At 46.4% G+C, this 13,870-nt stretch carries 9 protein-coding genes; 7 read left to right on the top strand and 2 right to left on the bottom strand.

From position 1 onward, the window contains the following. The first annotated feature begins 10 nt into the window (after nt 1-10). The 6 genes from F0231_RS12125 to F0231_RS12150 are packed head-to-tail and all read left to right on the top strand — an operon-like array spanning nt 11 to nt 6,513. Nucleotides 11-1,993: a methyl-accepting chemotaxis protein gene (locus F0231_RS12125; RefSeq protein WP_253825788.1), complete on the top strand. Its 1,983-nt coding sequence runs from the start codon at nt 11-13 to the stop codon at nt 1,991-1,993. Nucleotides 1,994-2,010: 17 nt separating this feature from the next. Continuing rightward, nucleotides 2,011-2,496 carry a chemotaxis protein CheW gene (locus F0231_RS12130; RefSeq protein WP_171759993.1) on the top strand — a complete coding sequence of 162 codons (486 nt, stop codon included), beginning with the start codon at nt 2,011-2,013 and terminating at the stop codon, nt 2,494-2,496. Further along, complete coding sequence (locus tag F0231_RS12135) at nt 2,489-3,019, top strand: chemotaxis protein CheW (RefSeq protein ID WP_171759994.1); 531 nt, start codon at nt 2,489-2,491, stop codon at nt 3,017-3,019. Before F0231_RS12130 ends, F0231_RS12135 begins: the two co-directional genes overlap by 8 nt. Nucleotide 3,020: 1 nt before the next feature. Then, on the top strand, nt 3,021-3,824 hold the full coding sequence (locus F0231_RS12140) for a protein-glutamate O-methyltransferase CheR (RefSeq protein ID WP_171759995.1): 804 nt from the start codon (nt 3,021-3,023) through the stop codon (nt 3,822-3,824). Further along, the gene (locus F0231_RS12145) at nt 3,797-4,894 is read left to right on the top strand and encodes a chemotaxis response regulator protein-glutamate methylesterase (protein WP_253825789.1); all 1,098 of its coding nucleotides are present in this window, start codon (nt 3,797-3,799) and stop codon (nt 4,892-4,894) included. The genes F0231_RS12140 and F0231_RS12145 overlap by 28 nt, the downstream gene beginning before the upstream one ends. Continuing rightward, nucleotides 4,891-6,513, top strand: coding sequence for a bifunctional diguanylate cyclase/phosphodiesterase (locus F0231_RS12150; protein ID WP_171759996.1), 1,623 nt, complete (start codon nt 4,891-4,893; stop codon nt 6,511-6,513). Before F0231_RS12145 ends, F0231_RS12150 begins: the two co-directional genes overlap by 4 nt. Nucleotides 6,514-6,545: 32 nt before the next feature. Here the strand turns inward: F0231_RS12150 and F0231_RS12155 are convergent, their stop codons facing one another. After that, entirely contained in the window at nt 6,546-8,558 is a 2,013-nt protein-coding gene (locus tag F0231_RS12155) for a methyl-accepting chemotaxis protein (protein ID WP_171759997.1), read from the bottom strand. Between the two features lie 185 nt (nt 8,559-8,743). Next, nucleotides 8,744-11,053 (bottom strand): YgiQ family radical SAM protein, encoded by a 2,310-nt coding sequence (locus tag F0231_RS12160; RefSeq protein WP_171759998.1) that lies wholly within the window; start codon nt 11,051-11,053, stop codon nt 8,744-8,746. 320 nt (nt 11,054-11,373) lie between these two features. Here F0231_RS12160 and F0231_RS12165 point away from each other — a divergent pair, with 320 nt between their 5' ends. Beyond that, the gene (locus F0231_RS12165) at nt 11,374-13,848 is read left to right on the top strand and encodes an EAL domain-containing protein (RefSeq protein ID WP_171759999.1); all 2,475 of its coding nucleotides are present in this window, start codon (nt 11,374-11,376) and stop codon (nt 13,846-13,848) included. Nucleotides 13,849-13,870: the final 22 nt, after the last annotated feature.

Consider the following 13,870-nt stretch of genomic DNA (forward strand, 5'->3'; position numbering starts at 1 on the left):
GGAGAGCAACATGATTGGTAAGTTATCGATCAAGAACAAAATCATTGTCGCCATGTTTACCATGGGGCTGCTTTTGTTTGTTATCGCTGTTTCGGTGCAATTGAAAAATAGAACCATTGAAACCTATGCAATTAGCGTGAGTAATGAGGAGAGCCCAAAGGTCATCTTGTCATTGAGTATGCTCGATGAGTTGGGGGATATGAACTCCAATGTCCTAGAGTTCATCACCGGAGAGGCGGAAGAAAAAGTCGACTTTCTGGAGAACTACACCGAGTTTGTCACTTTCTTCGAAAGCCTAAAGCAGTCAGAGTCCATTGATCGTGTGACTATTCGCCAGATAGATGATCTCTCCACTCGATACTACAACGATATGTTGACCTTGGTCTTCAACCAATTTGACCCAAGTTTAGAGAGCCAAGCCGTCGAGAAATACAACTACCTGATCAAAGAGTTTGCTGACCCTTTAGAGGCGATGTTGGACACTCTTAAAGAAGAAGAGGTTGCGGATGCGGGGCGAAGCGGGGACTTCCAAGAGGTACTGAATGATGACTTGCCTGGCGTCCGTTACTACCTTGAATTGATCGATGAAGAGGGCGATATGATGTCTGCCCTGAATGCCTACATGCGCGGTGAAGTGGGGGCAGTGAATGCCTTTGAGAAGGAAGCCCGTAACTTTGCCAACTACCTAAATGAAATTAAACCGCTAGAAAGAAAGCCTGAAGAGATTAAGAGTCTTGCTCAAGTTGAGCAGATGTATCTTGAACTTTATAACGGCGGTAAAGATATCTTCGCTACCTATCGACCAAGAGACAAACTGGAAGCCGCGGAGCAAGTTGATAAGCTTGAACATGAAGTGTTTAGCAAGCTTGAGAAAATATTGGATGACATTAGTGTTAAAGCCAACGAGCAAAGTCGAGTATCGCTTGAACAATTGGTTGATGCAGCGCGAGAAAGCATTTCTCTAGTTTGGGGGTTACTGGGTGTTGCAGTCTTGCTGGCCTTTATTACCGCTATGTTCCTCATCAAAGGAATCGTTGTACCTATCAAAGCCCTTTCAGAAGCGGCAGAGGATTTACGCTCTGGTGAAGGGGACTTAACCCGCCGTATTCCAGACTTTGGTGGTGACGAGATTGGTGAAACAGCGAAAAGCTTCAACGGTTTCCTCGATAAGCTGCAAAACATTATGTTGGATATTCAACGCTCAGTCGAAGCGATTGCTCACAGTACGAATGAGGTTTCGACAACCTCTCAGATGCTTAGCACGACTTCAAGTCAATTGGCGTCAAGTGTTGAAGAGACCAGTGCGTCCCTTGATCAAATGAGTTCATCTATCTCGATGAATACCGAAAATTCAAAAGTCACCAATGGCATAGCGACCCAATCAAGCTCAGAAGCGAACGAAGGGGGTCGAGCAGTAAATGATACCGTCAATGCAATGACTGCCATCGCAGAAAAAATCGGCATCATTGAAGATATCGCTTATAAAACGAATCTCCTTGCTTTGAATGCCGCGATTGAGGCTGCACGGGCTGGCGAGCATGGTAAGGGGTTTGCAGTTGTGGCTGATGAGGTTAGAAAGCTTGCAGAGCGAAGTCAAATCGCAGCACAAGAGATCAGCTCACTCGCTGATAGTAGTGTGAAAGTGGCTCAGCATGCGGGGGATATGCTCAATCGCATGGTACCGAATATTCAGCAAACGGCTGACCTTGTTCAAGAGATCACCGCGGCGTCAACGGAACAGAGCACCAGTGTCGCGGAGATCAATAGAACGGTGTCTCAACTTGATGAGATTGCTCAGCAGAACGCATCGGCGTCTGAGGAGCTTGCTGCCACCGCTGTGATGGTACAAGACCAGACCAATGAAATTCGCAGCACCGTTAGCTTCTTTAAACTGACCAATAGTCCTAGTGGTCGATTGGAGTCGAGAACTCAACGCCGCAGTCCAGTCTCTCCTGCTGAGCAAGAGAGCGGCTATGTTCCCTTCGATGATTGAGAGGAGGAAGCGCCAGAATGAAAGAAAAATACTTAGAATTTAAAGTCTCTGGAAAGTATTTTGCGTTTCCAATCGAGCAGATCAAAGAGATCATGGAGTATCCGTTGATCGAGCCACTTTCGGGTTCACCTAGGCAGTTATTAGGCTTAATGAATCTTAGGGGAAATCTCGTGGTGGTTTTTGATATCGCAGCATCGCTTGGTCAAGAATCCTACCCAGTGACCAACAAAACCTGTGTGATAGTGACTGAAGTAGTGAAGGGTGACGAACGCTTCACCATTGCCAATAAAGTGGATCTGGTGCGGCAAGTTGTTGATGTGTCTGACTCAGAATTAGAAGCGGTTCCACAACTTGGTGGGTGTCTTGAATCGCCGATGGTGAAAGGTGTCGCCAAGCTAGAAGAGCGATTATTGACGGTGCTTGATATCGACGAGCTCCTGTCTAATCAACAGTGGTCTTGGCTACTCAATCAGCCAGAATTCTCTGAGGTCAGCCATGGATGAATCGCTTGATGTAGATAACAGTCCAGCGCTCGAAGTGTTGCTCGTGGATGTGGCGTCAGAGATGGTCGCGATCCCGATTAACTCAGTAAAAGAGGTCATTGAGTACACCAAGATAACTCAAGTTCCGATGTGTCATGAGCAAATGTCTGGCGTCATCAATGTGCGTGGTAGCGTGGTGCCTGTGGTCGATGCAGCACTTCGCTTAGACCTTGATAGCAATCAGGGCTATGACAAATACAGCTGTATTATTTTGTACGAGTCTCGAAACGAGAAGCTGCAAGAGAATGTCACCATTGGCTTGGTCGTTTCTAGAGTTCGCTCAATCAAGTCGATTGCACTGCATGACATTTATGATAAGCCCGCATTTGGTGTCCATATCCCAAGCCAGTATGTCGCTGAGATGATTGAAGTGAGTGGAGATACTGTCCCCATGTTAGAAATGCCAGCTCTGCTCAATGGAGAGAAGCTTAACGGTTTAATACTTCAGCACCAGCGTAGCCTTCTCTCGCACTGGGAGTCCTAAGATGAGTGTGATAATCAGTAAGGAGCAGTTCAAGTCAATCCAGACGATTATGGAGAAGAGTACAGGTATACATCTCGCCGAGCACAAACGCTCGATGATTGAGAATCGGCTCTCGGTTAGGCTCAAGGCGACGCATTGCCGCAACTATGAAGAATACTTACAGGTGTTAGCCGCTGATGAATCCACTGAAGAGCTGCAACATTTCATCGACCGGCTTACCACCCATGAAACCCGTTTCTTCCGCGAACATATCCAGTTTGAACAACTCATTGAAATTTTAGAGGATTGGCCGCTCAGTTACCCCGTCAAAGTGTGGAGTGCGGCATGCTCCACCGGAGAGGAGGTCTATAGCTTAGCCATGGTACTTGAACAAAGCTTGGGTAATGCCAAATGGTCGCTCATCGGCAGTGACATCTCTTCGTCAGCCATCGAACATGCCCAGAGATGCCAATACGACTTGTGTCTAGCGGAGCAGATCCCTAACAACCTCAGACGGCGGTTTTGTCTAAAAGGGGTTGGTGACTTTGAAGGCCACTTTACTGTTAGCCAGAAACTCAGGCGTTTTTGTCGTTTTAAAACTGAAAATCTCTTAGAAGAGAACCAAGCGTCGAGCGTTCACATCGTCTTTCTGCGCAATGTGTTGATCTACTTTAGTGTAGAGAAACAGAAACAGATTCTAGAGAACGTTATTGCGCGCCTCGCTGTTGGAGGTTATCTCTTTCTTGGCCACAGCGAGAATGTGTTAAAGCGACACCCGAGAATGGAGCTAGTTGAAAATTGCATATACCGAAAAGTAAGTCAGTAAAGCCGATCAATGTGTTTATCGTTGACGACTCAGCCGTTATGCGGCAGGTGCTTGGTGAGGTGATAGACAGAGACCCTGCGTTGAAGGTGTGTGGCGTTGCTCCCGATCCACTTATTGCTCAGCGTAAGATGGAAAAACTGTGGCCAGACGTTATTTTGCTCGACATCGTCATGCCTAAAATGGATGGGATTGCCTTTTTGCGTCAAGTCATGTCTAGTCGCCCGACGCCAACCATTATTTGCTCTGCCAAAACGGAAGATAACCCTCAGCTCAGCTTAGAAGCGCTCTCTTCTGGGGCCATCGAAGTGATTAATAAACCTCAAAGCCAACTGAATGAATACCTACACTCTGACCAAGTGGGGCGAATCTTAACGGCCATAAAGCAAGCTTCAAAAGTTAAGGTGAAACAGCTTAAATATCTTGGCGATGAAAGCTACCGAATCAAGCATTCTGCCGATGAAGTTTTGCAGCACAGTACGGAACCTCATGCTAATACGCAAAATAAAGTGGTGGTGATTGGCGCATCAACGGGCGGGACTGAGGCGGTCAGGCAATTTCTGAGTTTAATGCCTCCAAACAGTGCGCCAATCGTGATTGTTCAGCACATGCCAGAGAAGTTTACACGAGCTTTTGCTCATCGGCTCAATCAAGAAGTTGTTCAAAATGTGGTTGAAGCCGAGCACGAAATGGCACTCAAAAGTGGCTGGGTATACATCGCACCTGGGGCTATTCATTGCATGATCAAGTGTCGAAATCAGCAATACTTCCTAGAATTAAAGGATGGGCCATTGGTGTCTCGGCATAAACCTTCTGTGGATGTGTTGTTTCGTTCAGCCGCGCAAGAAGCGGGAAGCAGCGCTATCGGTGTCATTCTCACAGGCATGGGAGATGACGGAGCGCAAGGGATGTTAGAGCTTCATCAGGCAGGCTCGGCTACGTTTGCACAAAGTGAATCCAGTTGCTTGGTGTATGGCATGCCTAAAGAAGCGATTGCAAGGGGTGGGGTAAGTAAAAGCTTTGCGCTTGAACTGCTGCCTTATCAGGTTAAGAAAGCACTGGAGACACGATGAAAAATTTGAGTGATCAGATTGAAGCGATGAACATCGCATACATCATAGTCGATGACACAATGAATGTCTTAGAGGTTTCCCCTCAAGCCTCAGAGTTGTTCAGAGTCTCAAGGGGGGAAAAGCTGTTTTCGTCCAATGTCAGTTTTGTTACGGAAGAATTTACTGATATTGACTTGGAAAGTCAGCTCAGCAATGCAGTCAGTGATGGCAAAGACGTCGAACTAGAACTCGGGTTAAGCTACCCAGACAAAAATGTCGAATGGGCCAAACTCTCTCTTATTGGCTACAAAGAATATTTCATCATCTCTTTGACTGAGCAGAGTGAGCTGGTGGCAACTCGTCGATTAAATCGGCAGTTGTCTACTCAAGACCCGCACACAGGACTGCTTTATCGTGAAGCCTTTCTTTCTAAGCTAAACAACGAATACAGCCACGGGACGGTATGTTGCATTCGCATCTGCAATTATCAGCGAATCAATGAAATTTGGGGTACAGCGGTTGCAAACCTTGTGTTTATGGAAGTGTTGTCGAGGGTGATGACAGAGCTACCAGAGGGCGTGTGCAGTAAACACTCAACCGACAGTTTCAATATATTTATCTCTCCCGATGTCCCTTTTGATATTGAACGTTTCTACTCTCTGCTGAATGAACCTTTTCATTTCAATCAGCGTCATTTCTTTAGCAACGTTGCACTGGGTTACTATGTCGAGAAAGAGGGGGATTCCCACGAACTGAGCTTGAACAAGGCCGAAATGGCGATATTGGATGTGCTTACCGAGCGAGTCAGATTAGCGGAATTCCAAGAAGAGTTAGCACGTCAAATTGAACACCAGAATAATCTTGAAACCGAGTTTCGAGCAGCGTTAAACAAACCGACTCTCGACGATGATTTTTATGTATTGTTTCAACCTATTCATGACTCTGGTGATCAATCTGTTTCTGGCGCAGAGTGCTTGATTCGCTGGACGCTCAATGGCGAGTTTGTCTCTCCCGTTGAGTTCATCCCAATTGCCGAACGAATAGGTGATATTGGGTTGCTGACTAAATTTAACATCAAGCAATTGGCCGCCTTGGTTGGGAAATTAGAAGCAAAGGGGATAGATACGCAAGCGTTACTCTTTGCTCTAAATATCAGTGTGGTCGAAATTTTGGATGTGGAGTTTATCGACAAGCTGATGTCGTCGATCAACCATTATCAACTGTCACCTCGTCAGATTAAGTTGGAGCTAACGGAATCGGCGTTGATTGACAACTTCAATTACGTCAACCAAACCTTAGAGCGCTTACAAGAATATGGTTTTAGAATCTCGATAGATGATTTTGGAACCGGTTTTTCAAGCTTGAGTTACCTGTGTCGATTGAGTTTTGATGAGATCAAAATTGACCGAGCTTTTGTGACCAATGTGGTTGAAGATGCGAAGTTACAGACGGTATTTAATTCAGTCGCCTCCCTAGCCAAAAACCTCAATAAACCTGTCGTGGCGGAAGGGGTTGAGACTGTCGAGCAACTCATTTATGCCAAGGCTAAGCAGGTTGAGTATATACAAGGCTATTACTTTAGTAAGCCTTTGCCTGAAAGTGAGTTCATCGAGTATTTAGAAGCCAACCTAAACAAGTGATCACTTATTTAGGCTGGCTTTTTTAAAGAGCGTTACAGTTTGAATCGAGCGACAACTTGCTCAAGTTCTTCTACCTTTCTGTATAGCTGTGACACAGCTTGAGCGCCATCTTGCGTGGTTCTTACCGAGTTGCCAGCAATCTGACTGATTGCATTGATATCGCTCGATATTTCAGTGGTCGCGGTTGCTTGCTCACTCCCTGCAGTTGCGATCATATCTATCATGCTGTTGACGTCTTGAGCCCGAGAAACGATTTCAACCAGTGCATCCCCTGCAGAGTTCGACAAGGTTACCCCCTCGGCAACCAAATGAGTCCCTTCACTCATCCGTTCTACCGCTTGGCGAGTCTCTTGTTGAATGGAATTGATCAATCCACCCACCTCATCGGTCGCTTTAGAGGTGCGCTCGGCAAGCCCGCGAACTTCATCAGCAACCACTGCAAATCCGCGGCCTAGGTCGCCCGCACGGGCAGCCTCTATCGCAGCATTGAGTGCTAAGAGATTGGTTTGCTCGGCAATGTCGTTAATCACTTGAATGACATTACCGATCTCTTCACCACGTTTCCCTAAGCTGTCGACGGTATTGGCGGTTTCGTTAACTACCTCCGAAATCCTGTTCATGCCGTTGACGGTTTCTTGCATCAATTTACCGCCGTTTGTCGCCTCTTCACCGGCTTGACGTGCACTGTTGGCCGCATCAGTGCTTTGGTCTGCGACTTGATTGACCGTCACTGTCATCTCTTCAACTGCACTGGCGATCAAGGTAGCTTTATCAGCTTGTTCCTGAATGCCATCGGCGACCTGACGACTGGTTTCCTCCACCATTTGGGTATTACTTGCGACCTCTGACGCGACTTGAGTAATGTTAGAAATGACCGTTTTCAAGGACCCTTGCATATCATCGATAGAACGTGCGAGATCGCCCAATTCGTCTTTGTTCGTCTCATTAATAGGCTCACCAGATAGGTCACCTGAGGCGATCGCTTGGGCACGATTCGCGATCACATTTAAGCGTTTTTTGATCATATTGGAGAGCGCCCATGCGACCGCTCCACCGATAACAATGACCACGACGCCATTAACCGTTAGCCAGAATACGATGGTATCCATATTGGTGTTGAGTAGCTCAAGTGCACTTATCGAGTCATCGCGCTCTTCTTGAGCAGAACTGTCGAGAATGTCTTCAAGAGGGGTGATTATCGAGTGCTCCAAGTCATCCACTAGCTGAATAGCGCTGTTCTTGTAGTAGGGGTTGTAGCCAGCAAAGACCTCTTCGGCGACTTGAATAATGGTGAAATAGTATTGCTCGATCTGTTCTATATCTCTGACTTCATTTGGCTTTTGCTCAAGAGGTCGAAGTTTTTCTAGGTAGTCAGAGAAGGACGCCGCATCGTTGTTGAAAGCTTCTCGCGCAGCAGGGTCACCCTTGATGTAGGCGTTAAGAGAAGAAATCATATCGCCGCCTTCATCGACCATTTCTAGGTAATAACGTACCCCAGGGAGATCGTCATTGAGTGATTCATAAAGATCGGTGGTGTTGTAGGCATCAGCAAATTCGGCATCTTTGAGTTGATCAAGTAGGTCTTCTAGTGGTTTACCGACGTCTCGAGTTAAGTTGTCAATTTTTTGAACGGCGAGCTGCTCAGCGGCGGGGTCATAGCGGCCAAAAACATCGTTTTCGAGGCGGTCGATGTATTGCTCAGCAAGCTTGAGTATTTTGTCCATTTTTTCAATGTCAGATGCTTTCGCTGACTCCAGAGGGCGAAGAATGGAGTAGTAATGTTGAAACTCTTTGGCGTTTTCCTTAAAGCTGGTGTGTTCATCAGCCTCGCCGTTTAAATACTCGAGAGCATTGGTTTGTAGGTCACCAATCTCATCTAAGACGTTTAAGTAGGCGAGTACGCCGGGAACGTCATCGGCTTCGATTTCGGCGGAAATATTCGCGGATCTATTCACCACAGACCAGACAACAAAGGCCAAGATAAGGGTGGTGACAACAATGATCGAAAAGCCGAGATAAAGTGCGTGACTAAGACGAACGTTCATAAATAAGCTCCATCTTTAGTTTATTGATAATCCTAATAAGTATGGAGGTTATGAACTAAGGTGCAAAAAATTATTGATATATTTATCCATTTCTATAGAGCTCAGTTGGTTAGAACCGATGAGTGGGGCAGCTGGCGGGGTTGGATAAAAAAATCGCAGCCGAAGCTGCGATTATCAATCAGGGTTTAACGACGCTTAGGCTTACGCGCTGTGGAAGGCTTTGAGTTACCTCGCGCTTGCGGCTTACCACCGCGATTTTCACCAGGTTTACCGCTTGGTTTGCCATTGCGGTTACCTTGCGTTGAACCGCCTTGGTTAGTGCTTGGCTTACCGCGACCATTACTGTTGCCACGTTTTTCACCATTCATTTTTTCAAAGCCTGGTTGGCTCTTCGTATGTTTGGTTGCGAAACGTTGAGAGCCATGGCGGCCAGACTTGCGACGCTGCGCTGGTGTCTTCGCATCCACATCTTCAGCAGGAACTAAACAGTTTTGCTTGTCACCGATTAAGTGTTTTTTACCCATGCTAATCAGTGCTTCGCGAATGATTGGCCAGTTGGCTGGATCATGGTAGCGCAGCAATGCTTTATGCAGGCGACGTTGACGTTCACCTTTAGCTACAGGCACTTCTTCACGCTTTTTGTATTTCACACGTTTAAGCGGGTTAGTCTCTGAGTAATACATCGATGTGGCATTACACATTGGAGAAGGATAGAAGTTTTGTACCTGGTCGCACTCAAAGTCGTTCTTTTTGAGCCAAAGTGCCAAGTTAAGCATGTCTTCATCTTCAGTGCCTGGGTGTGCTGAGATAAAGTATGGAATCAGATACTGCTTTTTACCCGCTTCTTCACTGTACTTCTCAAACATCTCTTTAAAGCGGTCATAGGTACCCATGCCCGGCTTCATCATCAGGTCAAGTGGGCCTTTTTCGGTATGCTCAGGTGCGATCTTCAAGTAGCCGCCAACGTGGTGTGTAACGAGTTCACGTACATACTCAGGTGACTCAATCGCTAGGTCATAACGTACACCTGACGCGATCATTACCTTCTTCACGCCTTTCACTTTACGTGCTTCACGGTAAAGATCGATGGTGTGTTTGTGGTCGGTGTTAAGCTTGTTACAGATTCCTGGGAACACACAAGACGGACGGCGACAGTTTGCTTCCGCTTTAGGATCGTTACAGCCTAAGCGATACATGTTGGCTGTTGGGCCGCCAAGGTCAGAGATCGTGCCGGTAAAACCAGGAACCTTATCGCGGATCTCTTCGAGTTCAGAAATGATCGACTCTTTCGAACGGTTCTGAATGATTCGACCTTCGTGTTCGGTGATGGAACAGAATGAGCAACCACCAAAACAGCCACGCATAATGTTCACCGACGTTTTGATCATGTCGTACGCAGGGATCTTTGCTTTGCCATACATTGGGTGAGGGACACGTGCGTAAGGCAGGCCGAAGACGTAGTCCATCTCTTCCGTAGATAACGGGATTGGTGCTTGGTTTACCCACAGTTCACGGTCGCCATGGCGCTGAAGCAGAGCACGCCCAGAGTACGGGTTTGTCTCAAGGTGCATGATACGACTAGCGTGAGCGTAAAGAATACGGTCGTTGTTTAGCTTCTCAAACGGAGGCAGGCGAACCGCAGTCGTTTTCGCGTCGTGACGTGATGGGCGAATCGTGATTGGTTTCGCTTCCGCTTCGGTTTGTTCCGCTTTCTTATTTGTGTCGCACTGCTCTTCAACCGCGTAAGGGTTTGGCGGCACAAATGCGTCTTTGCGTGGTTTCTCGATACGAGATGAATCAATAACGTTGAACCCTTCTGGCGCAGCAGGAAGATTCACTGCAGTACCACGAATGTTGGTCAGCGTTGAAATGTCTTCACCGTCAGCCAATCGGTGCGCCACTTCAACAAGTGCACGTTCAGCGTTACCGAAAAGAAGAATGTCAGCTTTCGCGTCAAATAGAACAGAGCGTCTTACTTTATCTGACCAGTAGTCGTAGTGAGCAAGACGACGCAGGCTAGCCTCAATACCCCCAAGTACAATCGGTACACCTTTGTAGGCTTCACGACAGCGTTGAGAGTAGACGAGTGTTGCTCGGTCTGGGCGCTTACCACCTTCGTTATTTGGTGTGTACGCGTCGTCGTGACGAAGTTTACGGTCAGCGGTATAGCGGTTGATCATTGAGTCCATGTTACCTGCGGTAAGACCAAAAAATAGGTTTGGTTTACCTAGCTTCATGAACGCATCTTTATTGCTCCAATCTGGCTGAGCAATAATACCGACGCGGAAGCCTTGAGCTTCTAACAGACGACCAATAATTGCCATACCAAAGCTTGGGTGATCGACGTATGCATCACCTGTCACAATGATAATGTCACAGCTATCCCATCCTAGGGCGTCCATCTCTTTACGACTGGTCGGTAGAAACGGAGCGCTGCCGAAGCATTCTGCCCAATATTTTTTGTGCTCATGAATAGGAGTAACGTTGCTGTACATATTTTGGTCTCTGTTCCAAGGAGCGCGAATTATAGCGGCTTGAACCGCGACGATCTACCTCAATCTGAGCAAGATTTTAGCGCTTGAAATCCCTCATTTTAGGTGCGGATTTATCCTTGTCGCTAAACGGTTAATTCATAGGGTGTATTGGTCAATATATCGACGAAATGCTCGCTTTTTACATCATGATAAGTGTAGCGGTAAATATAGATGGATTATTACTCTGAAAAGATCGCGCATTATATTAGTAATAATTTAGTCAGTTACTTTGTGGTGTTCTAACTTTAATAGCAGGGGACGCTGAACGAAAGGACGAGTGAATGTATAGGGATCTAGGTTCTGAACGTACCCACGACCTCAGTAGCGAGCCGAAGCGCCGTGCTTTCCTTGAGTGGGAGTGGGATACCCAGCAACATCATTTGATGATTGATGAAGAACGCTGCCGCCAACTGCTCAATTCAGACCTACCTACCTTAACGGGGAATGTGTTACTCCCTTGCATGAGCTATCGTGACCAAACAGAGTTACTCCGCTTACTCACCGAAGCTTGTCACTCTTTGTCGGCACGACGCTTTGGTTGCTGCTTGCAGTTAAGTGATGATCAATGTTGCTATATTGAACTCTCGTTTAAAGGAATAAACCGCCATTGCGTGAAAGGTGTTATTACGCCTCTTCTTTTCGTTCATGCGACCACGTCTACGCTCGGCGCTTTGTTTGAGCAACTGTTTAATAACCCTCATCACGGTGTCTTAATTGCGGATCAGGACAGAAAGATTGTGGTTTGCAATGATTACTTTTTAAAACACGCCAACTACACCAATCAGAAGTTAGCAGGGTGCTCGATGGATGTACTGAATTCGAGTAAGCACAGTGACAACTTCTATCCAAAAATATGGCAAACCATTGAGTCGGTGGGAAGCTGGTCAGGCGTGGTTTTATTGCAAACTTCCGCAGGGAAAACCTATCCGCAAGACCTTACTTTACAGAAAGTTACGCTGGTGGAAGGGGTGTTTTATGTGGGGGTTTACCTTGATCTTTCTGACAACCTTTATCGTATCGCGGATGTAGAGCTAGGAGGGGTAGAGTTACTGACTCAATTGCCAACTGAAAAGCAATTTATTCACACGCTTGCTAATCAGTGGATGGATGACGTGAACGCACGTGTCAGCATGGTTGTTGCCTTCCATCCAATTTTTGACCAAGTTGATGACTTTGAACTTAAATCGGTTCTGTCCGAACATTTAGCCAGTAATCAAGTGGTTGAGCATGTGGGGTATTTGGGTAGTGACCATTTTGTTGCTTGTTTGGAGTGTGACAAGGTTAATGGCCCTTCTCAAATCCGTTTGATTCATCGGACGATTCGCCGATTTTTTGCAGAGCTAAATCATACTGCGGGCAGTCATATTCACAACGCAATCATCAAAGGTCGGGTAGGAGTTTCCGTGCTAGGCCATGACACCCATAGCCCGAAATTGTTGGTGTCACACGCGGTACAAGCGATGTTGGAACAAAGCGTTGAGCAGCGAGGGCAAATCACCTTTTATCATGGCGCTTTACATAAAGAGGTTTTGCGTCGCAAAGAGCTTGAAGAATGGGCAGAGAAGCTCATTAAAGCCCAAGCGGTTGAAGTTTATTATCAACCGATTGTGGATGTTAAAAGCTGGGATATTGTGAAGTTTGAAGCACTGAGTCGTTTTAAAGCGCCCAATGGTCAACTACTCAATACTCAAGAGATGGTAATGATTGCAGAAGATCTAGACTTAGTTTCAGACCTCGATTGGTGCGTTGGTAAAAAAGCACTGCAAGATCTTAACTCGATACAAGAAGAGTTTGGTCGCATGATTGGCGTTACCATCAACCGCTCTCTTAACACCAAACTAGAAGTCGATGAAGTGTTGCAAAGCGCCGATTCTCTTGTCCACCAATATGCGTCCACACCCGAGAATGTCACTATAGAACTGACGGAAAGTGCCTACTTTGATAGCGAATCTCGACAGTCTTCATTGATTAGAAATATTCGCCACAGAGGCGTCAAAGTAGCGATTGATGATTTTGGCACTGGTTATAGCTCTTTTTCTTATCTAAGTGATTGTAACTTCGATATTTTGAAAATTGATCGCGAGTTCATTAAAGATCTCAAAGAGGGCAGCCATAAGTTTTTTATCGTCAAAATGATCACCCAGTTAGCGCATACCTTGGATGTTAAAGTCGTCGCAGAAGGGGTCGAAACAGCCCAAGAGTTAGGTATTGTGTGTGGTCTTGGCGTGGATTATATCCAAGGGTATTTTTTCTCTAAGCCGTTACCCATGGAGGAGCTTGGAAACGCATGGAATTATTGCGACAAGTTAGAACGCTTTCTGTCTAGTTCAAGTCATCTAAAAAGGAGTGGGATTCTCAGCATAACCAAGCTCCACCTACCGACACTCACACCCGGAGATACGATCGAAAAAGCACGTATCTTGTTTGAGTCGGATCAGTATTCGCTCGAAGAGATCCCGATTGTAGATAGAAGCGTATGTGTTGGAATCGTGAGCCGTGAAGATCTCAACTTACATTTGTCACCAACGCTAGGGACGAAACTGGAAACAGCACGCGATGTAACGCTTGGGAAAAAGACGCTGAATCAGGTTATGAATACCCACGTCCATACTATCCCTTTAGAGATGCCTATCAGTGAAATCAATGAACTGATTAAGTCGGGTGTAAAACCGCCTTGGCTGGTGGTCAATGAGCGAGGGGGGTATCTTGGAATCATCACAAGCCGAGACATTTTGCAGTACTTCGCCGATGGCTAAAATTAACCAGTCTGCTATTATC

It is taken from the genome of Vibrio sp. RE86 (genome assembly GCF_013114545.1).
Lineage (GTDB): Bacteria > Pseudomonadota > Gammaproteobacteria > Enterobacterales > Vibrionaceae > Vibrio.

Excerpts from the sequence above, each read along its gene's own strand:
- F0231_RS12125 (WP_253825788.1), top strand. The coding sequence starts at position 11 with ATGATTGGTAAGTTATCGATCAAGAACAAAATCATTGTCGCCATGTTT.
- F0231_RS12130 (WP_171759993.1), top strand. The coding sequence starts at position 2,011 with ATGAAAGAAAAATACTTAGAATTTAAAGTCTCTGGAAAGTATTTTGCG.
- F0231_RS12135 (WP_171759994.1), top strand. The coding sequence starts at position 2,489 with ATGGATGAATCGCTTGATGTAGATAACAGTCCAGCGCTCGAAGTGTTG.
- F0231_RS12140 (WP_171759995.1), top strand. The coding sequence starts at position 3,021 with ATGAGTGTGATAATCAGTAAGGAGCAGTTCAAGTCAATCCAGACGATT.
- F0231_RS12150 (WP_171759996.1), top strand. The coding sequence starts at position 4,891 with ATGAAAAATTTGAGTGATCAGATTGAAGCGATGAACATCGCATACATC.
- F0231_RS12155 (WP_171759997.1), bottom strand. The coding sequence starts at position 8,558 with ATGAACGTTCGTCTTAGTCACGCACTTTATCTCGGCTTTTCGATCATT.
- F0231_RS12160 (WP_171759998.1), bottom strand. The coding sequence starts at position 11,053 with ATGTACAGCAACGTTACTCCTATTCATGAGCACAAAAAATATTGGGCA.
- F0231_RS12165 (WP_171759999.1), top strand. The coding sequence starts at position 11,374 with ATGTATAGGGATCTAGGTTCTGAACGTACCCACGACCTCAGTAGCGAG.